This is a genomic window from Cryobacterium flavum, assembly GCF_900103805.1.
Lineage (GTDB): Bacteria > Actinomycetota > Actinomycetes > Actinomycetales > Microbacteriaceae > Cryobacterium > Cryobacterium flavum.
Genome location: NZ_FNIB01000002.1, coordinates 389,715 through 409,380 on the forward strand (window position 1 = coordinate 389,715; position 19,666 = coordinate 409,380).

Sequence of the window (19,666 nt, forward strand, 5' to 3'; positions counted from 1 at the left end):
CGGATTCCGGGGTGAAAATCTGTGTGCGCCCAGTGAAAAACTGTGGGCGAGGCCAACCATAGTTGGGAGCTTGCAAGCGCAAGCTCCCAACTCTAGTTGAATTTGTTCCTCTGTAGTGAGGAACTGCTACTTGACGTCGTCCGTCTTGAACGGGAAACCGAGCGCCTTGAGCAGCGCGCGACCCTCGTCGTTGGTCTTCGCGGTCGTGACGACCGTGATGTCCATGCCGCGAACGCGGTCAATACGGTCCTGGTCGATCTCGTGGAACATGACCTGCTCGGTCAGACCGAAGGTGTAGTTGCCCGCACCGTCGAACTGCTTGTCGGACAGACCGCGGAAGTCACGGATGCGAGGAAGGGCCAGGCTGAGCAGCCGGTCCAGGAACTCCCACATGCGGTCGCCACGAAGTGTGACGTGGGCGCCGATGGGCTGTCCCTCGCGCAGTTTGAACTGCGCAATGGACTTGCGGGCCTTGGTGACCTGCGGCTTCTGGCCGGTGATCTTGGTGAGGTCAGAAACCGCACCGTCCATCACCTTGCCGTCGCGTGCTGCTTCTCCGACACCCATGTTGACGACAATCTTCGTCAGGGTGGGGATGCGGTGCACGTTGGTGAAGCCGAGTTCTGCGGAAAGCTTGGCACTGATCTCATCGCGGTACTTCTGCTTCAGACGCGGCAGGGCCTTGACGGGCGCGGCTCCGCCTGTTCCTTCAACAACTGCGGTGTCAGTCATTAGAGGTCCTTCCCTGACTTCTTGGCGTAACGAATGCGGACCGTCTTGGAGACGCCGTCCTTCGTTACCTCTTCCTGGCGGAAGCCGACGCGGGTCGGCTTCTTGGTCTCCGGGTCGACGATGGCAACGTTGGACACGTGGATGGGGGCTTCGAAGGTCTCGATGCCGCCCGTCTTTGTGCCGCGCTGGGTCTGTCCGACGCGAACGTGCTTGGTCACGAAGTTGATGCCCTCAACGAGGACACGGTTCTTCGTGGCGTCGACGGAGATGATCTTGCCCTGCTTGCCACGGTCTCCGCCGCGAGCCTGGCTGCGGCCGCTGATGACCTGAACGAGGTCACCCTTTTTGATTCTGGCCATGATTAAATAACCTCCGGTGCCAGCGAGATGATCTTCATGAACTTCTTGTCGCGAAGCTCGCGACCGACCGGTCCGAAGATTCGGGTGCCGCGGGGGTCACCGTCTGCCTTCAAGATCACTGCAGCGTTCTCATCGAACTTGATGTAGGAGCCGTCTGGACGACGGGTCTCCTTCTTGGTGCGAACGATGACAGCTTTGACGATGTCACCCTTCTTGACGTTGCCGCCCGGGATTGCATCCTTGACCGTGGCGACGATGACGTCTCCGAGGCCGGCGTAGCGACGGCCTGAGCCACCGAGAACGCGGATGGTCAAGAGTTCCTTGGCACCGGTGTTGTCGGCAACTTTGACTCGTGATTCTTGCTGAAGCACTTTATAACTCCTTTACGTCAAGTAAGCGCGAGGCTTACTTGGCCTTCTCAAGAATCTCGACCAGGCGCCAGCGCTTGGAAGCGCTGAGCGGACGGGTCTCACTGATCAGGACCAGGTCGCCGATGCCGGCGGAGTTCGCCTCGTCGTGCGCCTTCAGCTTGGATGTACGGCGGATGACCTTGCCGTACAACGGGTGCTTCACGCGGTCTTCGACCACGACAATGATGGTTTTGTTCATCTTGTCGCTGGTCACGTAACCACGCAGCGTCTTGCGGTAACCGCGTACGAGCTCGGTGGCTTCGCCCGCGACGACCGTTTCGTCAGTCTTCGCCATGACTAGGCCTCCTTCGTCTCGACGGCCTCAGCTGCAGCGTCGTCGGTGGACTCCACTGCGGCCTTGGCCTTCTTGGTCTTTTTCTCGCCCTTTTCAGCCTTGGCCGGAGCCGGGGCTACGACCGGGGTGGCACGAATGCCCAGCTCGCGCTCACGGAGAACCGTGTAGATGCGAGCGATGTCGCGCTTGACCGCGCGGAGGCGGCCGTGGCTTTCGAGCTGACCGGTGGCCGACTGGAAGCGCAGGTTGAACAGCTCTTCCTTGGCCTTCTTCAGCTCGTCGAACAGCTTCTCATTGTCAAAAGTATCGAGCTCGACTGAGGCGAGCTCCTTGGTTCCGATCGCCATTATGCGTCGCCCTCCTCGCGCTTGATGATGCGTGCCTTGAGGGGCAGCTTGTGAATTGCGCGGGTCAGCGCCTCTTTCGCAACGGCGTCGGTGACACCGCTGAGCTCGAACAGAACGCGACCCGGCTTGACGTTGGCAACCCACCACTCGACCGAACCCTTACCGGAACCCATGCGGGTTTCGGCCGGCTTCTTGGTCAGCGGGCGGTCGGGGTAGATGTTGATCCACACCTTACCGCCACGCTTGATGTGACGCGTCATGGCGATACGAGCGGACTCGATCTGACGGTTGGTCACATACGCGGGGGTCAGCGCCTGAATGCCGTACTCACCGAAGGACACCGTGGTGCCACCGGTAGCGTGGCCGGTGCGACCCGGGTGGTGCTGCTTGCGGTGCTTGACTCTACGTGGAATCAACATTATTTAGCCTCAACTCCTGCTGCGACCGGTGCCGCTGCCGGAGCATCTGCACGAGGTGCACGGCGCGGTCGATCGTCACGACGCTCGGGGCGGGACGACTTAGCGTTGGCCTGCTCGCGAGCGAGTTCCTTGTTGGTGATGTCGCCCTTGTAGATCCAAACCTTCACGCCGATACGGCCGAAGGTGGTCTTGGCTTCGTAGAAGCCGTAGTCGATGTTCGCGCGCAGGGTGTGCAGGGGCACACGGCCTTCGCGGTAGAACTCGCTGCGGCTCATCTCGGCGCCACCCAGACGACCCGACACCTGGATGCGAACACCCTTGGCGCCGGCGCGCTGTGCACCCTGCAGGCCCTTACGCATCGCGCGGCGGAAAGCCACACGAGCGGAGAGCTGCTCGGCAATACCCTGCGCGACGAGCTGGGCATCCTGCTCGGGGTTCTTGACCTCGAGGATGTTCAGCTGAATCTGCTTGGCGGTGAGCTTCTCAAGGTCAGAGCGGATGCGCTCGGCCTCCGCGCCGCGGCGACCAATCACAATGCCCGGACGGGCGGTGTGAATGTCAACGCGAACACGGTCACGAGTGCGCTCGATCTCGATACGGCTGACGCCGGCACGGTCAAGGCTGGTGCTCAGCAGGCGACGGATCTTGACGTCTTCTGCAACAAAGTCAGCGTAACGCTGACCCGGCTTGGTCGAGTCAGAGAACCAACGCGATACGTGATCGGTGGTGATTCCCAGACGGAAGCCATAGGGGTTTACTTTCTGACCCATTACTTCGTACCCTCCTCAGGAGTGGTGAGCACAACCGTGATGTGGCTGGTGCGCTTCTTGATTTCGAATGCGCGACCCTGGGCACGAGCCTGGAAACGCTTGAGGGTCGTACCCTCGTCAACGAATGCCCGGCTGATGAACAGGTCCTGCTCGTCCAGATACGTGTTGGCTGCATCTGCTTTGACTCGGGCGTTGGCGATGGCCGAGGCCACCAGCTTGTAGACCGGGTCGGAAGCGCCCTGGGGCGCGAACTTCAGAATTCCCAGCGCTTCGTGCGCCTGCTTGCCGCGGATCATGTCAACGACGCGACGAGCCTTCTGGGGGGTAACGCGGATGTGACGCACGCGTGCGATCGACTCCACCATTTCTTCTCCTCCTTCACGTCCCCGCGTTAGCGGCGACGGCCCTTCTTGTCGTCCTTCACGTGTCCACGGAAGGTGCGGGTGGGCGCAAACTCACCGAGCTTGTGTCCGACCATGCTCTCGGTGACGAACACCGGGATGTGCTTGCGTCCGTCGTGCACTGCGATGGTGTGTCCGAGCATGTCGGGGATGATCATCGAGCGGCGCGACCAGGTCTTGATAACGTTCTTGCTCTTGGCTTCGTTCGCCGCGAACACCTTGCGAAGCAGGTGGTCGTCAACGAAAGGGCCTTTCTTAAGACTTCTTGGCATCGTCTACTCCTACTTACGCTTCTTGCCGACGGTGCGGCGACGAACAATGAGCTTGTCGCTTTCCTTATTCGGGTGGCGGGTGCGCCCTTCCTTCTGGCCCCAGGGGCTGACGGGGTGACGTCCACCGGACGTCTTACCCTCACCACCACCGTGCGGGTGATCGACCGGGTTCATGGCAACACCACGAACGGTCGGGCGAACGCCTTTCCAGCGCATACGTCCGGCCTTGCCCCAGTTGATGTTCGACTGCTCGGCGTTGCCGACCTCGCCGATCGTCGCGCGGCAGCGAGCATCCACGTTGCGGATTTCACCAGACGGCAGACGAAGCTGGGCGTAGACGCCCTCCTTCGCGACCAGGCGAACCGACGAACCGGCGGAGCGGGCCATCTTGGCGCCACCACCCGGACGCAGCTCGATCGCGTGAATGATGGTACCGGTGGGGATGTTCTTCAACGGCAGGTTGTTGCCGGGCTTGATGTCAGCCCCGGCTCCAGACTCGATGATGTCGCCCTGGCTGAGCTTGTTCGGCGCGATGATGTAACGCTTCGTGCCGTCGATGAAGTGCAGGAGCGCGATGCGCGCCGTGCGGTTCGGGTCGTATTCAATTTCAGCGACGCGGGCGTTGACGCCGTCCTTGTCGTTGCGCTTGAAGTCGATCACACGGTACTGGCGCTTGTGGCCACCACCGATGTGACGGGTCGTGATGCGGCCCTGGTTGTTACGTCCACCGGTCTTGGAGAGCGGACGCAGAAGCGACTTCTCCGGGGTGGAACGCGTGATTTCCGCGAAGTCGGCAACGGATGAACCGCGTCGACCCGGGGTCGTGGGCTTGTACTTACGAATAGCCATTAGTTATCCCTCTGCCTTGTCGCTTAGCCGACGGCCGTGAAGATGTCGATGGAGCCAGACTTGAGCGTGACAATGGCACGCTTGGTGTCCTTGCGCTTGCCCATGCCGAACTTGGTGCGGCGAGTCTTGCCCACGCGGTTCAGGGTGTTGATCGAAGCGACCTGCACCTTGAAGATCTTTTCGATCGCGAGCTTGATCTCCGTCTTGTTCGAGCGGGGGTCAACGATGAAGGTGTACTTACCCTCGTCAATCAGGCCGTAGCTCTTCTCAGAGACAACCGGAGAGATGATGATGTCGCGGGGGTCCTTGTTGGTCGCGATAGTCATTATGCGGCCACCTCTTCCTTCTTGGTCTTGCTCTCCACGAACGCGTTGAACGCGCCGGTGGTGAAGACAATGTCGTCGCTGACGAGCACGTCATAGGCGTTGAGCTGGTCCCACGAAAGGATGTGCACCGTCGGGATGTTGCGAATGCTGCGCAACGTGGTCTCGTCGGTACGCTCGAGAACAACCAGCACGTGCTTGCTCGTGGCGATCTGCGTGAGCAGCTCTAGGGCAACCTTGGTGTTGGGGGTCTCAGCCGTGAACAGTGCCTCGACGATGTGCAGGCGGCCACCGCGGGCGCGGTCGCTCAGTGCACCCTTGAGGGCTGCGGCGATCATCTTTTTCGGGGTGCGCTGGTCGTAGCTGCGCGGGGTCGGTCCGTGGACGATTCCACCACCGGTCATCTGAGGAGCGCGGATGGAGCCCTGACGAGCGCGACCGGTTCCTTTCTGCTTGAACGGCTTGCGGCCGGCACCGGAAACTTCTCCACGGCGCTTGACCTTGCTCGTTCCCTGGCGTGCGGCAGCGAGCTGCGCAACAACGACCTGGTGGATGAGAGGAATGTTGGCGGGAACGTCGAAGAGCTCGTCGGGAAGCTCGGCAGAGCCTGCCTTCTTGCCCTTGGCGTCAATGATGTCGAGTGCTGTAGCCATAGTGACTAGGCTCCCTTCACTGCGTTGCGAACGAATACGAGGCGGCCACGGGCACCGGGAACGGCACCCTTGACGAGCATGAGGCCCTTGTCGGCGTCAATAGCGTGCACCTTGAGGTTCAGCACGGTTACGCGCTCGCCACCCATACGACCGGCCATGCGCATGCCCTTGAAGACACGGCTCGGGGTCGAGGAAGCACCGATGGAACCGGGCTTACGGTGGTTGCGGTGCGAACCGTGAGAGGAGGAGACACCCTTGAAGTTGTGACGCTTCATAACACCGGCGAAACCCTTACCCTTGCTGGTGCCCATGACATCAACCTTGGTGCCGGCAACGAAGACACCGTCGACGGTGAGTTCCTGGCCCAGGTTGTAATCAGCGGCATCCGCGGTACGGAGCTCGGTGATGTGGCGACGAGGCGTGACGCCGGCCTTGTCGAAGTGACCGGCAAGGGGCTTGTTGACCTTGCGCGGGTCGATGGGGCCAGCGGCGATCTGAACGCCGTTGTAGCCGTCGACGGCCTTGGTGCGGATCTGCGTGACAACGTTCGGCGCGATCTCGATGACGGTAACGGGAACAAGCTTGTTGTTCTCGTCCCACACCTGGGTCATGCCGAGCTTCTTGCCGAGGAGACCCTTGGTGGTCTTGGTATCGGAGTAAGACATCGCGGGCCCTAGAGCTTGATCTCGATGTTGACGTCGGCCGGAAGGTCGAGGCGCATGAGCGAGTCAACAGCCTTCGGGGTCGGGTCAATGATGTCGATCAGACGCTTGTGGGTGCGCATTTCAAAGTGCTCCCGGCTGTCCTTGTACTTGTGAGGGGAACGGATGACACACACCACGTTCTTCTCGGTCGGAAGCGGCACCGGGCCGACGACTGTAGCGCCCGCACGGGTCACTGTGTCGACGATCTTGCGCGCCGAAATGTCGATGACCTCGTGGTCATACGACTTAAGTCGAATGCGGATCTTCTGTCCCGCCATGTCGAACTCTCTCTCTGTCGAGGCGTCTTACAGACCACGGCAGGATTTGCCGAGGTTGCATTGGACGCCGTAGTAGCACTGCTGCTATTAGCACCACTGTTCATATGTCAATTTCGATTCACGCCAAATAATCGACGCTCATCGTCAACGCCGACTCCCAGAAGCAGAACCTGGGGGACGGCACGGTTTTACCCATGCCGACCAGATCGTTGATTTATGCTGCGCTCTGCTCCCTGCGGCCTAGCCTGCGATCTGCACATTTCGACACGTGTTATTCGAAAGGGTGTGACGCGACTATGCACTGCCTGGCAGTGATTCCGGCGACGCGTAGCGCACGCCGAAAGTGTTGAACTAGAAGAGTCTGCCACACAGTTGCCATTACATGCAACCCGGGCGTGTCGCGCGCGGCGTGTCGCGCGATATACCAGCGGATGCCCGCGGCCGACCAGCCACGAGCATCCGTTTTAGTGCGGCGGGTGACCTAGCCCTGAACGATTCCGGCGGCCACTCGCGGGCTTTGCTCCGGGCAGCTCTTGGCGGTGGATTCGGTCAGCACACGCTGGGCCATGATCTGACGGGATTGGTCGGACAGGCCAGTGGTCGGGTATTCGGCGAGCACCTTGGTGATGATCTCGGGAATCGACAGGGCGGCATATTGTTTAAGGCTGTCGCAGACCAGCACGCTGTAGACGCTGACGGTGCTGGTCACGATGCCGTCGAGAATCTGCTGTTCGGTCTGGGCTGTTGGCGCTGGTGCGGGTGTGGACGTGGCGATCGCCGACGGCGTCGGCGTCTGCGTCACCCGGGCGATCGATGACTGGGCAGCGGGAGCGGACCCGGCCAGGCGGGGCACGATCACCACGGCGAGAATGGCCACCACAACGATCGCGATCCCCAGGAGGATGCGCATTTCCAGTTTCGATATCTGCATGCGCAGACCATAACCGGATATTCCCAATCCCGCGTCGGGTAGTGAGCGATCGTCATCCGCTTGAAATATTCGATTGCGTCAGGGGTACAAAAAAGGGGCCGAACCCGAAGGTCCGACCCCTTTTCTTCAGATCTAAGTAAAGGAAATTACTTGATGATCTTGGTCACCGTGCCGGCGCCGACGGTGCGGCCACCTTCACGGATAGCGAAGCCGAGGCCCTCTTCCATGGCGATCGGCTGAATCAGCGCGACAGTCAGGTCGGTGGTGTCGCCAGGCATGACCATCTCGGTGCCCTCGGGCAGCGTGATGACGCCGGTGACGTCCGTGGTGCGGAAGTAGAACTGCGGGCGGTAGTTCGCGTAGAACGGGTTGTGACGGCCACCCTCGTTCTTGCTGAGGATGTACGCGGTGCCCTCGAAGTCGGTGTGCGGCGTAACCGAACCCGGCTTGACGACGACCTGGCCGCGCTCAACGTCTTCGCGCTTGGTGCCACGAAGAAGAAGTCCACAGTTCTCGCCGGCCCAAGCCTCGTCGAGCTGCTTGTGGAACATCTCAATACCGGTAACCGTGGTCTTCTGCGTCGGGCGGATGCCGACGATCTCGATCTCGGAGTTGATCTTGAGGGTTCCACGCTCGGCGCGGCCCGTAACAACGGTGCCACGGCCGGTGATCGTGAAGACGTCCTCGATCGGCATCAAGAACGGCTTGTCCTTGTCGCGGATCGGGTCCGGAATGAAGTCGTCAACAGCCTTCATGAGCTCAAGGATGTTGCCGGTCCACTTCTCGTCGCCTTCAAGCGCCTTGAGTGCGGAGACCTGGATGACGGGGGCGTTGTCGCCATCGAAACCCTGGCTGGAGAGAAGTTCACGAACTTCGAGCTCGACGAGCTCCATGATCTCTTCGTCATCAACCATGTCGGCCTTGTTCAGCGCGACGAGCAGGGTCGGAACGCCGACCTGCTTGGCGAGAAGAACGTGCTCACGGGTCTGAGCCATCGGGCCGTCAGTAGCGGCAACCACGAGGATTGCGCCGTCCATCTGAGCAGCACCGGTGATCATGTTCTTGATGTAGTCAGCGTGGCCCGGAGCATCCACGTGCGCATAGTGACGCTTGTCGGTCTCGTACTCAACGTGCGAAATGTTGATCGTGATGCCGCGCTGGCGTTCTTCCGGAGCCGAGTCAATCGACGCGAAGTCGCGCTGAACGTTGATCTTGGACGGGAACTTATCGGCAAGAACCTTGGAGATCGCTGCAGTCAGCGTGGTCTTTCCGTGGTCAACGTGACCGATCGTTCCGATGTTTACGTGCGGCTTTGTCCGCTCGAACTTGGCCTTGGCCACTGTGGGTCCTCCTCAGGACTCGCGTGCAAATTCACGGCCGCCGTTATGAGCGGCCGGTATGCGCTGGATGTGTCTACTTATGTTACTAGGGCCAGGTGGCCGAAGCGATTTTGGCCCGAAGGCCACCTTAGGGGCTATTCGCCCTTGTTCTTGTTGATGATCTCGTCGGCAACTGCCTTCGGGACCTCCGCATAGCTCTCGAACGTCATCGAGTACACCGCACGGCCACTGGTCTTCGACCGCAGGTCACCGATGTATCCGAACATCTCCGACAGTGGAACGTGTGCGCGAATTACCTTCACGCCCTGCGCATCCTCCATGGTCTGGATCTGCCCACGACGCGAGTTGAGGTCGCCGATTACGTCACCCATGTATTCCTCAGGGGTACGAACTTCGACGGCCATCAGCGGCTCGAGCAGAACGGGGTTCGCCTTACGAACGGCTTCCTTGAAGCCCATCGAGCCAGCAATCTTGAAGGCCATCTCCGAGGAGTCGACGTCGTGCGCAGCGCCGTCAAGCAGGCTGGCTCGAACGCCCACCATCGGGTAGCCGGCCAGGATGCCTACGCGGAGCGCATCCTGAATTCCAGCATCCACCGAGGGGATGTACTCACGCGGGATACGACCACCGGTGACCTTGTTGAGGAACTCGTACGACTTCTCAGCAGTGATTTCCATCGGTTCGATCGCGATCTGAATCTTCGCGAACTGGCCGGATCCACCGGTCTGCTTCTTGTGCGTGTAGTCGTGACGCTCAACGGCCTTGCGGATCGTTTCGCGGTACGCCACCTGGGGCTTGCCGACGTTCGCCTCAACGTTGAATTCACGCTTCATGCGGTCGACCAGGATGTCCAGGTGAAGTTCACCCATTCCCTTGATTACCGTCTGGCCAGTTTCCTGGTTCTGTTCGGTACGGAAAGTGGGGTCTTCTTCGGCGAGCTTCTGAATGGCAAGGCCCAGTTTTTCCTGGTCCTGCTTGGTCTTGGGCTCGATAGCGACCTCGATAACCGGGTCAGGGAACGTCATGGACTCGAGTACGACCTGGGCATTCGGGTCGCACAGGGTGTCGCCCGTGGTGGTGTCCTTGAGGCCGATGACCGCGTAGATGTGACCGGCGGTGACGAAGGCCACCGGGTTCTCCTTGTTGGCGTGCATCTGGAAAATCTTGCCGATGCGCTCCTTCTTACCCTTGGTCGAGTTGATGACCTGGGCTCCGGAGTCGAGACGGCCCGAGTACACGCGCACGTAGGTGAGGCGACCGAAGAACGGGTGCACCGCAACCTTGAACGCGAGCGCCGTGAAGGGCTCCTCGGCGTCGGGGTGACGCATGATGACCTTTTCTTCATCGCGCGGGTCGTGTGCCTCAATGGCAGGCACGTCGAGCGGCGTCGGAAGGTAATCGATGACAGCGTCGAGCATCGGCTGAACGCCGCGGTTCTTGAACGCAGAACCACACAGAACCGGGTAGATCTCACTGTTGATGGTGAGCTTGCGGATGGCGCCCTTGATCTCGGCAACCGTCAGCTCTTCGCCGGCGAAGTAACGCTCCATGAGGTCGTCGTCGGTTTCGGCAACGGTCTCGAGCAGAAGCTTGCGGTACTCGGCAGCCTTCTCCACGAGGTCGGCGGGGATCTCTTCGATGGCGTACTTCGAGCCCATCTCCACGTCACCCTTGGAGTCGCCGCGCCAGGTCAGTGCGCGCATCTGAACGAGGTCAACGACACCCTCGAACTCAGACTCTGCACCGATCGGCAGCTGGATGACCAGCGGCTTCGCGCCGAGGCGCTTGATGATGGTGTCGACCGTGAAGTAGAAGTCGGCGCCGAGCTTGTCCATCTTGTTGACGAAGCAAATGCGGGGCACGTCGTACTTGTCGGCCTGACGCCACACGGTTTCGGACTGGGGCTCAACGCCCTCCTTGCCGTCGAACACGGCAACAGCACCGTCGAGAACGCGGAGCGAACGCTCCACCTCCACGGTGAAGTCCACGTGTCCGGGGGTGTCGATGATGTTGATCTGGTTGTTGTCCCAGAAACAGGTCGTCGCAGCGGAGGTGATCGTGATGCCACGTTCCTGCTCCTGCGCCATCCAGTCCATCGTCGAGGCGCCGTCGTGGGTCTCGCCGATCTTGTGGTTGACACCCGTGTAGAACAGGATGCGCTCAGTCGTGGTGGTCTTGCCAGCATCAATGTGAGCCATGATGCCGATATTGCGGACCTTACTCAGGTCGGTGAGCACGTCAAGTGCCACGGGGGTCCTCCGGAAGGGTAGGGGTGGGAATGCGGAACAAGGCCTTGAGCATCCGCTTAGCAGCTGGGCAGGCGCGTGTTTCACACGCGCCTGCCTGCTGATCAGGAATGCTCGATGGTTCTAACTACCAGCGGTAGTGCGCGAAGGCCTTGTTCGCTTCAGCCATCTTGTGAGTGTCTTCACGACGCTTGACAGCGGCACCGAGGCCGTTGCTCGCGTCGAGGATCTCGTTGGTGAGGCGCTCGGTCATGGTCTTCTCGCGACGCGCCTTGGCGTAGCTGGTCAACCAGCGAAGGGCCAACGTGTTGGCGCGGTGCGGCTTCACTTCGACGGGCACCTGGTAGGTGGAACCACCGACGCGGCGCGAACGCACCTCGAGGGTCGGACGAACGTTGTCGAGTGCCTTCTTCAGCGTGACGACGGCATCCAGCTCGTTCTTGGCGGAGACTCCCGCGAGGGCATCGTAAACGATGCGCTCGGCGAGGCCCTTTTTGCCATCGAGAAGGATCTTGTTGACGAGCTGGCTGACGATGGGGGCACCGTAAACCGGGTCGGCAATGACAGGGCGCTTGGGAGCGGGTCCTTTACGGGGCATTACTTCTTCTCCATCTTTGCGCCGTAGCGGCTGCGGGCCTGCTTACGGTTCTTGACGGCCTGGGTGTCCAGTGCGCCGCGAATGATTTTGTAACGCACACCGGGGAGGTCCTTAACACGGCCTCCGCGCACGAGCACCATGGAGTGCTCCTGCAGGTTGTGGCCCTCGCCGGGAATGTAGGCGGTGACCTCGGTGCCGTTGGAAAGCTTGACGCGGGCGACCTTGCGAAGAGCCGAGTTCGGCTTCTTCGGGGTGGTGGTGTAGACGCGGGTGCAAACGCCGCGCTGCTGCGGGTTGGACTTCAGGGCGGGAGCCTTGGTCTTGGTGACCTTGGGGCTACGGCCCTTCCTGACCAACTGCTGAATGGTGGGCACTAATTACTCCTTGATATTGCTGCACGGTGACAGCTTTGTGATGGTTAGCATTCGATCTTGTCCTGACGGGTGGGATCGAGTTCATCTGGACCCGCTTGAACCCACACGATTGCTCGCGCGTGTTTTGGTGGGTATGCCGTGGGGGCGTGGTCTTTGACCAGCCCTACATGTGTGGAATCTCGCACCTGTGCTCTCAAGAGGGCATAATTCAGGCGCACGACAAAGTGCACACCGGGTAATTCTAGCCCGGCTGAGCCTCCATGGTCAAATGGGTTGCGCCCCGCGTCAGGCCCGCCGCCGCGCGGCCCTTTTCCCCGTTTAGCACTGTCAGAACAGGCCCTCTGCGGACGGGGCCCGGGCCCCGTCCGTGGGCCCAGTTTATAGACTGGGCCCGCGTTCACAAGGTGGGCCCGGACCGAGAACGGATGCTGCGGCTCGGCTAGGGATTGCGCGGCCACAGCGGCGAGTCGAGGGTGCTCTCGAGGTCAGCCAGCAAGGCCTGCACCTGGGGCTCGACGAACTCCGCAATTGCGGCGAGCAAGCGGGGCTTTTGTTGGGCGAGCTGGGCGCAAACCCGCAGGCCGACCTGGGTGGCGAACTCGTCAGCGAGGGCCATCTCGACCTTCAGGGCGGCCTTCTCTTCGGGGCTGAGCGGCGGAAGCGGTTCGAACGGTGCCGGGGCGGGGAGCTCGAGCTGGAGTTCCTGCTCTGCGGCATCGAGCGAGGACGGGGGTGCCGGCTGGGGTTCGGCGGGCTGCTGGTCGGCGAGTTCGCTGAAGGTGAAGAGGTACGGGGCATCCGCTGCGGGTTGCGGGTCGAGATCGAGCCCGCGAAACTCCGGTTCGAGGCCCTCAGCCGGCCGATAGGCCTGGGCGGATTCGCGGCGCTCGCTCAGGTTGAGCTCGTGCGCGAGCAGCGGCAGATTGCGCTCGGTATATTCGTCGACCGAGGCGTCGATGACGATCTTCATGCGCATGGAAAGGGCGTGCTGAACGACGTGGGGAACGTCGACGGCGAGTCCGGCGGAGGCGATGATCGGGGATCCGAAGCATCGGCGGCACAGGCGGGCACGGCCGCGGTGCGTTGCGGGGCGCCACCGGGTGATCCAACGCAGCCATTTCTCAACCTCGTGGTTGACGCGCGACTCGATGGACCTATCCATAATGCATAAGGTTACTCGTACGCGGGTCGTGCGCGAGATGCCAACATCGGCCCCATGAATGGGGCTGCTGAGGGTGCCGCGCGCGCGACGTCACGAAACGCCCCATCAGCGCGCTAGTTGTCGTCGTTCTTCTCCCAGGGCCACTCGGGAGCGCCGGAGCCAGCGGGTTTGGCGAGCAGCACCACGAAGAACAGAAAGGCGATGAGCCAGCCGCTCACGGCGACGGCGATCGCGAACGGGCCCATCATTTCGCCGCCGATGAAGATGACCGAGCGAAAGAGTTCGCCGGCGCCGAGGCTATAGAACACTCCCCCGGAGACGCAATAGCCGAGGTAGGCGGCGACTCCGGCAATGAAGATCGGCAACGGCGGAACCTGCGTCAGCCGTTCGGGCGAGCGCAGCACCGCGCTGAGCATGACCCAGACCAACGCGAGGGCCGCTGTGGTGACCATGATGGGGCCGAGGAGGGCGCCGGCATCCGTTTCGTTGATGACGTCACGATTGAGCAGCAGACTGAGCACGCCGAACGCCGCGACGATGAAGGCAACGTAGAGGGCGACCGAGAAGGCTGCCATGGTGATCGCGTACTTTCGATATTCCCGCATGGCTCCAGCGTAGGCCCGCCCGCCGGCTACCGGTGCCGGACGGGGCCTGGGCCCGAGCCATGGGCCCAGTTTATAAACTGGGCCCATGGACGGGGCCTGGGCCCCGTCCGCAAGGAGCTAGGGGCGGGAGACCTGGGGGCCGTCGGCGAGCAGGCGCTCATACTCGGTGCGGGCCTCGAGGTTCTTCGCGGTGACGCGGCGTCCGCGGCGGGCGATCCAGGCTCCGGCCCAGATCGGCACCTCGCGGGCGATGAGCCCGGCAGCGATGGCGCCGGGGTTCAGCCACAGGGTCGATACGATGCGGCTGAGTTCGGTCGGGGTCAGGCCGTCAGACTGGCCGTCGATCACGAGGCCGAGCATGGCCCCGCCGATGTAGGAGAAGTACACCACGACGCCGACGAAGAAACCGAACAGCACGTACGCCCACCAGCCGCCGCGGTTGACCAGCACAATCAGGGCGGCATAGGCCAGGAAGAAGAAGAAGACCGGAATGTAGAATCTCGGCAGCCCGACGAAGGACGTGAAGGTGCTCACGGTGACGGCCATGGTCGCGCTCGTCACGCCGATGATGATGAACGCCGCGACGGCGTACAGCACCGCGAAAACCACCGTGGCGAGCAGGGCGATCAGAATGCCGCCGCCCCGGTTGCTGCGGTCCTTGGGCTTGGTGGGTGCCTGCACGTAGATCGGCGACTGGGCCGGGGGCGTGTACGACGGCGGGGTCGAGACCGGCACGTCACGGGGGGCCTCGACGACGGAGTAGTCGATCGGCGTCTCCGCGGTGGCGGCCGTTCCCACGACGAGCGCGACCGGCACGACGGGCGACGCCAGCTCTGACTCAATGGCTGTGCTCGTGGCCGGAACCGTTTCGGCGGGAGTATAGGAGTCGGAGTAGTCGTCGGCAAGGCTCGGTGCGTCGGCATCGCGGGGCGCGACCGGAGCGGCCGTTGACATGGGGGCCAGGTTGCGGGCGTCGGCCGAAGCGGATGCCACGTCGGCGCGCTCGGCAGCGCTCAGGTTGGCGTTGATGGCGTCATAGTCGATGACGATGGGTTCCTGAACGGGCTCGGCGAGCGAAGCCGTTGGCTCGACCACGACCGCGGCGTGCTCGGGGGCACCGCTCTGGTCGGTGGAATCCTGCTCGGGCGCGCTCGAATCGGGCGCTGCGGCAGCATCCGTTTCCGGGTTCTTCTTGCCGTCGGTTGGCGTGTTGTCGCTCATGCTGAACTCCTCGTGGCCTTCGCCGTGACTGACCTCTACTGTACCAAGGGCACAGCAAATGCCACGGAGACTCGGCGCGCCGCCGCATTATCCAGCGGATGCCGCCGCCGGCGCCACCAGCGAATACGCCTGCCCCGAGTTGAGCACGTCGACTCGCCCTTTCACGTTCGTACCCCGGGTGTCGCGACCGGTGTAGCTGAAGACCAGTGTCTCCGGCATCAGAGAACCGCGCGGGAAAAGCCGGCGTCGTAGTCGGCAGCGCGGCCGGTGTCGTAGCCGCCGCCGCTGTACCCGCTCGCGCCCGCGAAGGCGAAGGCTCCGCCGCCCGCCGCCGACTCGGTGCGGTGAATGAGCAGCTCAACGCCGATGACATCGTGGGCCTTGGCGAGCGCGGCCGTACGGGCGATCTGGCCGGCGTTGACCAGTTCGGCGAGGTGCTGGTCCATGGTGTGCATGCCCTTGTCGCGGCCGGTCTGCATCATGGATTCGATCTGGTGCGTCTTGCCCTCGCGAATGAGGTTGGCAATGGCCGGCGTGGTTACAAGCACCTCGGTCGCGGCAACCCGGCCGGAACCGTTCGCCCACTTCACCAGGGTCTGACAGACCACGCCCTGCAGGGTCTGGGCGAGCTGCGCCTGCACCTGGTTCCGCTGGTGCGGCGGAAACACGTCGATGATGCGGTCGATCGTCTGGGCAGCGCTCTGCGTGTGCAGGGTCGCGAAGACGAGGTGGCCGGTTTCGGCGGCGGTCAGCGCTACCTGAATCGTCTCAAGGTCCCGCAGTTCGCCGATGAGAATCACGTCGGGGCCCTGCCGCAGCACGTGTTTCAAAGCGGATGCGAAACTCGCCGTGTCGTGCCCCACCTCGCGTTGGGTCACGATTGACTTTTTGTGCGCGTGCAGAAACTCGATCGGGTCTTCCACGGTGACGATGTGGTCGGCCCTGGTGCTGTTCACGAGGTCGACGAGGGCGGACAGGGTGGTGGACTTCCCAGAGCCGGTAGGCACGGCCACGAGCACCAGCCCGCGAGGCAGCGCCGCGAACGTGGCCACCGATTGCGGAATTCCCAGGGCCTTGAGGTCTTTGATCTCGCTCGGAATGAGCCGAAAGACCGCACCGACTGCGCCACGCTGCTGGTGCACGTTGACTCGAAAGCGGTTGGACGTGCCGCTGACCGCGGTGTCCTCGAGCGTGTACGCGAAGTCGAGTTCGTGGTCGCGATCGAAGCTGGTCTGCTGGGCGCGGGTGAGAATGCTGCGGATCGCGAGGTCTGCCTTTTGGCGCGACCAGGCCGGGCCAATGCCCACCGGGCCCAGATCGCCATCGCGGCGAATGCTCGGCGGAGCTGCGACGGAGACATGCAGGTCGGAAGCCTTGCGTAGCACAACCTCGGTGAGCGCTTCGATCAGGTCGGTGTCTGGAGCGCCGAGCACATCGGGCTCCGCCTGGCCGACGCTTCGCAGAATGCGGTCGCCGGGAACACTGCGTAGCGCCATGCGTGCGCCTGCGGTTCGTGGGAAGCACGCGAATTTCGTCGCGGTGGGTGGCGTTCACTGCGGCGGAGGCCGAAACCGGGGTGAAGCCCACCAGATCGGCGTAAAGCAGGCCAGCGCCTGGCGACGCGGTGTGGTCGATCAGCGCAGAGTTTTTCGGGCCGTCCATGAGGAATCCTTTTCGCAAAGCAAGTGTCGGGTACTGACTGCCGCGGAACAGGTACGGCCGTGCGGGTAGATCACGAGCGGATGCCGAGGGTGCGGCACACGGTCGAGGCAGGCCTCGCGAGTGGAGCCAGAGGGTAAGTCTTGTTCGCGAGAGGCCTACGTAACTCGCAACGCTATTGAGACTGGCGGTTCAGCGGTAGTCCCGCGATCTGGGGGTCTGCGGGCGGGCATGGGCAGCCGCCTACAGACGCTGGCAGGAATGCGAAAGCCCCCGATACTGGAGGTATCGGGGGCCTTGGAGTGCTGCGCCGGGTTACTCGGCGGCTGGTGCGGTGGGGTCGACCAGCACGTAGATCTCGGCCGCAATGGTGACGGTGGCCTCCCCCGCGCTCGCTCCCGCGCCGGTGGAGAAGGTCTTGATGGCAATGATGCGATCGCCGTATTGCAGCCCGGAGAGAAAGTCGAGCACACTGGCATTGGTGCCGCTCGCCTCGATGGAAACCGGCACCGAGATGTAGTTCGCGGGCGACAGGCGCGGGCTCATCGTTGGAGCCGAGTCGGCGCCCGCTAGGTCGGCAGTGGCCGCGTCGGTACTAGCTGCGGCGGCCTCGGGAGCGGCGACCGGTTCGATCGGCACGTAACCGGTGCCGTCGCTGATCGAAATCTGGTCGAGCGTCACCTGGTGCTCGGCGGCAATGGCGTCGAGCTGCGCCACAAACGCGGGAATGTCGGCGGTCAGGGGAATGCCGAGCTGCAGCTCAGCCAGATTATTCTTGAGCACATCGATGTGCGCGAACTCGTCCTTCAGGGTGGCGAGGGCCAGCTCGTGCTGGGTGTTCTGGGCTTTCACGTTGGTCAGTTCGCGGGCGGCAGCACTGGCCTCTGCTACTTTCGGCGCGATACCGAGCAGCGTGCCGAAAACCACGACGGCGCCCACGATAGCGACCCAGGTGAGCCCCCAGAGTCGGTCCCTATTCATCTCTCTACTCCTCTGCGGCAAAGCGGTTCGACAACGCGGCCGCGTTGATGTTGAGTGCGAGACTCACGACATAGCTGCCGTCTTGCGAGCGAGAAATGGATCCAGGGCTCGCGTCGGCATAGCCGGGCAGGTCTTTCAGGCCGACCAGCCACTGCGGCACCGTGGGCAGCCCCGGGCTGGTGATTTCCAATGCGAGTGAAGCAGTTCGGGGTTGAGTGAGTGGCACCGCGCTCTGAACAAAGCCGGCCCAGGGTGACGACGTGGTCACAGTGACTGAATCGATCGTGACGTCGGCCGGCAGGATGGCGCGAATATCGGCGAGGTAGGCCTTCCAATCCACCTCGGTCGACAGGCCGAGACCACGCACGGCCAGGGTCGTGTCGTACTGGTCCTGCACCCGACTCACCTCGGCGAATTTGGTGGTCTCCATGAGGATCGCATCGGTGCGCAGCGTGGCTTCCGCCAAATCGTTCTGGTTTAATGCCGCCGTCACGGAGACCGCGCCGATGCCCGCGCCCATGATCACAACGACACCCATGAGGGTGATGGTCAATGCTCGGTGCAGTGCTCGGTTCGCTCGCCGGGCCAACAGATCCGGGGGGAGCAGATCTGCGCGCGGCTCCCCGCCGAGGATCAGCTCCTGCATATCCGTTGCCCGTTTCATGCTTTGCTCCCCAATGCCAGTCCTAGTGCGGCAACAAAGGTGCACTGGGAATTCTCTAAGTCTGTTTGATTGACGTCGGGTCCAAGTTCCAGCCCGCCGTAGGGCTGCGCCGGAACGACCGGGAAACGGGTCAATTCGCTGAGCGCGGCACCGAATCCGTCGAGTCGGGCACCACCGCCCATGAGCACGATGCGGTCGATCGGTAGCTCCGGCCGGTTATTGGTGAAATACGCGACTGTGTTGCGCAGGCTCTCCAAAAGTTCCGAGGTGATCTCCCGAATGATCGTGGTGGCTATCTCATCTTCGGGTGCCGCCTCCTTTGGCAGACCCAGCCGCTTCTTGAGCACCTCGGCCGCCTCCTCGTCGATGCCGAGGCGCACGCGTAGCGCTTTGGTGAGCTGATTACCGCCGGAGGGAATCACGCGCACGAACTGCGGCACGCCGTTCGAGGAGATGAGCACGCTCGACGAGCCGCCACCGATATCAATCTGCACGATCACGTCGGGGGTGGTCACTGCACGGTGAATGGCACGACTGCGAGCGAACGACATAATGTCAACGGTGACGGTGTGCAGTCCGGCCAGCTTTACGGCCTTGATGTGCGATTGCACGACATCTTTCAAGGAGGCGATCAGCAGGCCGGAGATTTGCGGGCCAGACTCACCATCACTGTCGACTTCGGCAATCGGGTAGAAGTCGAGCAGCGCCTCGGCGGTGGGAAATGACAGCAGGTCCTGCGCCTGAAAGGGCAGCGACTCGCGAATGCGGCGCAGCGACATCTTGGGCACGGTCAGGTTGCGCACGACCATTCGGTGGTAGCCCATCCCGAGCACGACGTCTTTGGTGGTGAAGCCGCCCCTCGCCCACATTCGCTGGAGCGCCGCGGCGACGACGGCCGGTTCCAGCACTTCGCCGCGGCTGACCGCACCGAATGGGAGGGGCTCTTCGTGGCAGCGCACGAGCACGGGGTGATCCGTCTCGCCATCCCGCAGTTCTACGGCCCGCACGGCGGTGGTACCGATATCGATTCCGACCACGCGTGTAGTCATTTGTTTCCCCCAGTGAGAAGTTGG

27 protein-coding genes are annotated in these 19,666 nt (G+C 62.5%); all 27 read right to left on the bottom strand.

Going from position 1 to position 19,666, the window contains the following annotated elements:
* Positions 1 to 126 precede the first annotated feature (126 nt).
* On the bottom strand, positions 127 to 732 hold the full coding sequence (rplE, locus tag BLS91_RS04105) for a 50S ribosomal protein L5 (RefSeq protein ID WP_092339433.1): 606 nt from the start codon (positions 730 to 732) through the stop codon (positions 127 to 129).
* Entirely contained in the window at positions 732 to 1,091 is a 360-nt protein-coding gene (rplX, locus tag BLS91_RS04110) for a 50S ribosomal protein L24 (protein WP_092339435.1), read from the bottom strand. Before rplX ends, rplE begins: the two co-directional genes overlap by 1 nt.
* Before the next feature lie 2 nt (positions 1,092 to 1,093).
* Positions 1,094 to 1,462, bottom strand: a complete 369-nt coding sequence (rplN, locus tag BLS91_RS04115; RefSeq protein WP_035834620.1) for a 50S ribosomal protein L14 — start codon at positions 1,460 to 1,462, stop codon at positions 1,094 to 1,096.
* Positions 1,463 to 1,496: 34 nt separating this feature from the next.
* Positions 1,497 to 1,796: a 30S ribosomal protein S17 gene (gene rpsQ, locus BLS91_RS04120; protein ID WP_035834619.1), complete on the bottom strand. Its 300-nt coding sequence runs from the start codon at positions 1,794 to 1,796 to the stop codon at positions 1,497 to 1,499.
* A gap of 2 nt (positions 1,797 to 1,798) precedes the next feature.
* Complete coding sequence (rpmC, locus tag BLS91_RS20915; RefSeq protein WP_092339437.1) at positions 1,799 to 2,143, bottom strand: 50S ribosomal protein L29; 345 nt, start codon at positions 2,141 to 2,143, stop codon at positions 1,799 to 1,801.
* Positions 2,143 to 2,562, bottom strand: a complete 420-nt coding sequence (rplP, locus tag BLS91_RS04130; protein WP_035880247.1) for a 50S ribosomal protein L16 — start codon at positions 2,560 to 2,562, stop codon at positions 2,143 to 2,145. Before rplP ends, rpmC begins: the two co-directional genes overlap by 1 nt.
* Positions 2,562 to 3,332 (bottom strand): 30S ribosomal protein S3, encoded by a 771-nt coding sequence (rpsC, locus tag BLS91_RS04135; RefSeq protein ID WP_092107240.1) that lies wholly within the window; start codon positions 3,330 to 3,332, stop codon positions 2,562 to 2,564. The genes rplP and rpsC overlap by 1 nt, the downstream gene beginning before the upstream one ends.
* Complete coding sequence (gene rplV, locus BLS91_RS04140) at positions 3,332 to 3,697, bottom strand: 50S ribosomal protein L22 (RefSeq protein WP_092339439.1); 366 nt, start codon at positions 3,695 to 3,697, stop codon at positions 3,332 to 3,334. The genes rpsC and rplV overlap by 1 nt, the downstream gene beginning before the upstream one ends.
* 26 nt (positions 3,698 to 3,723) lie before the next feature.
* Positions 3,724 to 4,005 (bottom strand): 30S ribosomal protein S19, encoded by a 282-nt coding sequence (gene rpsS / locus BLS91_RS04145; protein ID WP_092107237.1) that lies wholly within the window; start codon positions 4,003 to 4,005, stop codon positions 3,724 to 3,726.
* 9 nt (positions 4,006 to 4,014) lie between these two features.
* Positions 4,015 to 4,854: a 50S ribosomal protein L2 gene (gene rplB, locus BLS91_RS04150; RefSeq protein WP_092339441.1), complete on the bottom strand. Its 840-nt coding sequence runs from the start codon at positions 4,852 to 4,854 to the stop codon at positions 4,015 to 4,017.
* Positions 4,855 to 4,877: 23 nt separating this feature from the next.
* Positions 4,878 to 5,180, bottom strand: coding sequence for a 50S ribosomal protein L23 (gene rplW / locus BLS91_RS04155; protein WP_092107233.1), 303 nt, complete (start codon positions 5,178 to 5,180; stop codon positions 4,878 to 4,880).
* Positions 5,180 to 5,830 (bottom strand): 50S ribosomal protein L4, encoded by a 651-nt coding sequence (gene rplD, locus BLS91_RS04160; protein WP_092107231.1) that lies wholly within the window; start codon positions 5,828 to 5,830, stop codon positions 5,180 to 5,182. The genes rplW and rplD overlap by 1 nt, the downstream gene beginning before the upstream one ends.
* Before the next feature lie 5 nt (positions 5,831 to 5,835).
* Complete coding sequence (rplC, locus tag BLS91_RS04165; RefSeq protein WP_092339443.1) at positions 5,836 to 6,495, bottom strand: 50S ribosomal protein L3; 660 nt, start codon at positions 6,493 to 6,495, stop codon at positions 5,836 to 5,838.
* Positions 6,496 to 6,503: 8 nt separating this feature from the next.
* Positions 6,504 to 6,812, bottom strand: coding sequence for a 30S ribosomal protein S10 (gene rpsJ, locus BLS91_RS04170; RefSeq protein WP_035834607.1), 309 nt, complete (start codon positions 6,810 to 6,812; stop codon positions 6,504 to 6,506).
* Positions 6,813 to 7,293: 481 nt separating this feature from the next.
* Positions 7,294 to 7,743 (bottom strand): hypothetical protein, encoded by a 450-nt coding sequence (locus tag BLS91_RS04175; RefSeq protein ID WP_134505166.1) that lies wholly within the window; start codon positions 7,741 to 7,743, stop codon positions 7,294 to 7,296.
* 146 nt (positions 7,744 to 7,889) lie between these two features.
* Entirely contained in the window at positions 7,890 to 9,083 is a 1,194-nt protein-coding gene (gene tuf, locus BLS91_RS04180; protein WP_092107225.1) for an elongation factor Tu, read from the bottom strand.
* A gap of 134 nt (positions 9,084 to 9,217) precedes the next feature.
* The gene (fusA, locus tag BLS91_RS04185) at positions 9,218 to 11,332 is read right to left on the bottom strand and encodes an elongation factor G (protein ID WP_092339447.1); all 2,115 of its coding nucleotides are present in this window, start codon (positions 11,330 to 11,332) and stop codon (positions 9,218 to 9,220) included.
* A 124-nt stretch (positions 11,333 to 11,456) separates the two neighbouring features.
* Positions 11,457 to 11,927, bottom strand: coding sequence for a 30S ribosomal protein S7 (rpsG, locus tag BLS91_RS04190; protein ID WP_092107221.1), 471 nt, complete (start codon positions 11,925 to 11,927; stop codon positions 11,457 to 11,459).
* Complete coding sequence (gene rpsL / locus BLS91_RS04195) at positions 11,927 to 12,301, bottom strand: 30S ribosomal protein S12 (RefSeq protein ID WP_035834602.1); 375 nt, start codon at positions 12,299 to 12,301, stop codon at positions 11,927 to 11,929. The genes rpsG and rpsL overlap by 1 nt, the downstream gene beginning before the upstream one ends.
* A 439-nt stretch (positions 12,302 to 12,740) precedes the next feature.
* Positions 12,741 to 13,463: a hypothetical protein gene (locus tag BLS91_RS04200; RefSeq protein WP_092339449.1), complete on the bottom strand. Its 723-nt coding sequence runs from the start codon at positions 13,461 to 13,463 to the stop codon at positions 12,741 to 12,743.
* Between the two features lie 113 nt (positions 13,464 to 13,576).
* The gene (locus BLS91_RS04205; protein WP_092339451.1) at positions 13,577 to 14,068 is read right to left on the bottom strand and encodes a DUF6121 family protein; all 492 of its coding nucleotides are present in this window, start codon (positions 14,066 to 14,068) and stop codon (positions 13,577 to 13,579) included.
* Between the two features lie 117 nt (positions 14,069 to 14,185).
* Entirely contained in the window at positions 14,186 to 15,289 is a 1,104-nt protein-coding gene (locus BLS91_RS04210) for a DUF805 domain-containing protein (RefSeq protein ID WP_092339453.1), read from the bottom strand.
* An 87-nt stretch (positions 15,290 to 15,376) separates the two neighbouring features.
* Positions 15,377 to 15,508: a hypothetical protein gene (locus BLS91_RS20920; protein ID WP_255410014.1), complete on the bottom strand. Its 132-nt coding sequence runs from the start codon at positions 15,506 to 15,508 to the stop codon at positions 15,377 to 15,379.
* On the bottom strand, positions 15,508 to 16,785 hold the full coding sequence (locus tag BLS91_RS04215; RefSeq protein WP_092339455.1) for a type IV pilus twitching motility protein PilT: 1,278 nt from the start codon (positions 16,783 to 16,785) through the stop codon (positions 15,508 to 15,510). Before BLS91_RS04215 ends, BLS91_RS20920 begins: the two co-directional genes overlap by 1 nt.
* A gap of 478 nt (positions 16,786 to 17,263) precedes the next feature.
* Entirely contained in the window at positions 17,264 to 17,929 is a 666-nt protein-coding gene (locus tag BLS91_RS04220; protein WP_092339457.1) for a hypothetical protein, read from the bottom strand.
* A gap of 4 nt (positions 17,930 to 17,933) precedes the next feature.
* Complete coding sequence (locus BLS91_RS04225) at positions 17,934 to 18,593, bottom strand: hypothetical protein (RefSeq protein WP_134505165.1); 660 nt, start codon at positions 18,591 to 18,593, stop codon at positions 17,934 to 17,936.
* Positions 18,590 to 19,642 carry a type IV pilus assembly protein PilM gene (gene pilM / locus BLS91_RS04230; RefSeq protein WP_092339461.1) on the bottom strand — a complete coding sequence of 351 codons (1,053 nt, stop codon included), beginning with the start codon at positions 19,640 to 19,642 and terminating at the stop codon, positions 18,590 to 18,592. The genes BLS91_RS04225 and pilM overlap by 4 nt, the downstream gene beginning before the upstream one ends.
* Between the last annotated feature and the right edge of the window lie 24 nt (positions 19,643 to 19,666).

Excerpts from the sequence above, each read along its gene's own strand:
- rplE (WP_092339433.1), bottom strand. The coding sequence starts at position 732 with ATGACTGACACCGCAGTTGTTGAAGGAACAGGCGGAGCCGCGCCCGTC.
- rplX (WP_092339435.1), bottom strand. The coding sequence starts at position 1,091 with ATGGCCAGAATCAAAAAGGGTGACCTCGTTCAGGTCATCAGCGGCCGC.
- rpsQ (WP_035834619.1), bottom strand. The coding sequence starts at position 1,796 with ATGGCGAAGACTGACGAAACGGTCGTCGCGGGCGAAGCCACCGAGCTC.
- rpmC (WP_092339437.1), bottom strand. The coding sequence starts at position 2,143 with ATGGCGATCGGAACCAAGGAGCTCGCCTCAGTCGAGCTCGATACTTTT.
- rplP (WP_035880247.1), bottom strand. The coding sequence starts at position 2,562 with ATGTTGATTCCACGTAGAGTCAAGCACCGCAAGCAGCACCACCCGGGT.
- rpsC (WP_092107240.1), bottom strand. The coding sequence starts at position 3,332 with ATGGGTCAGAAAGTAAACCCCTATGGCTTCCGTCTGGGAATCACCACC.
- rplV (WP_092339439.1), bottom strand. The coding sequence starts at position 3,697 with ATGGTGGAGTCGATCGCACGCGTGCGTCACATCCGCGTTACCCCCCAG.
- rpsS (WP_092107237.1), bottom strand. The coding sequence starts at position 4,005 with ATGCCAAGAAGTCTTAAGAAAGGCCCTTTCGTTGACGACCACCTGCTT.
- rplB (WP_092339441.1), bottom strand. The coding sequence starts at position 4,854 with ATGGCTATTCGTAAGTACAAGCCCACGACCCCGGGTCGACGCGGTTCA.
- rplW (WP_092107233.1), bottom strand. The coding sequence starts at position 5,180 with ATGACTATCGCGACCAACAAGGACCCCCGCGACATCATCATCTCTCCG.
- rplD (WP_092107231.1), bottom strand. The coding sequence starts at position 5,830 with ATGGCTACAGCACTCGACATCATTGACGCCAAGGGCAAGAAGGCAGGC.
- rplC (WP_092339443.1), bottom strand. The coding sequence starts at position 6,495 with ATGTCTTACTCCGATACCAAGACCACCAAGGGTCTCCTCGGCAAGAAG.
- rpsJ (WP_035834607.1), bottom strand. The coding sequence starts at position 6,812 with ATGGCGGGACAGAAGATCCGCATTCGACTTAAGTCGTATGACCACGAG.
- BLS91_RS04175 (WP_134505166.1), bottom strand. The coding sequence starts at position 7,743 with ATGCAGATATCGAAACTGGAAATGCGCATCCTCCTGGGGATCGCGATC.
- rpsG (WP_092107221.1), bottom strand. The coding sequence starts at position 11,927 with ATGCCCCGTAAAGGACCCGCTCCCAAGCGCCCTGTCATTGCCGACCCG.
- BLS91_RS04200 (WP_092339449.1), bottom strand. The coding sequence starts at position 13,463 with ATGGATAGGTCCATCGAGTCGCGCGTCAACCACGAGGTTGAGAAATGG.
- BLS91_RS04205 (WP_092339451.1), bottom strand. The coding sequence starts at position 14,068 with ATGCGGGAATATCGAAAGTACGCGATCACCATGGCAGCCTTCTCGGTC.
- BLS91_RS04210 (WP_092339453.1), bottom strand. The coding sequence starts at position 15,289 with ATGAGCGACAACACGCCAACCGACGGCAAGAAGAACCCGGAAACGGAT.
- BLS91_RS20920 (WP_255410014.1), bottom strand. The coding sequence starts at position 15,508 with ATGCCGGAGACACTGGTCTTCAGCTACACCGGTCGCGACACCCGGGGT.
- BLS91_RS04215 (WP_092339455.1), bottom strand. The coding sequence starts at position 16,785 with ATGGCGCTACGCAGTGTTCCCGGCGACCGCATTCTGCGAAGCGTCGGC.
- BLS91_RS04220 (WP_092339457.1), bottom strand. The coding sequence starts at position 17,929 with ATGAATAGGGACCGACTCTGGGGGCTCACCTGGGTCGCTATCGTGGGC.
- BLS91_RS04225 (WP_134505165.1), bottom strand. The coding sequence starts at position 18,593 with ATGAAACGGGCAACGGATATGCAGGAGCTGATCCTCGGCGGGGAGCCG.
- pilM (WP_092339461.1), bottom strand. The coding sequence starts at position 19,642 with ATGACTACACGCGTGGTCGGAATCGATATCGGTACCACCGCCGTGCGG.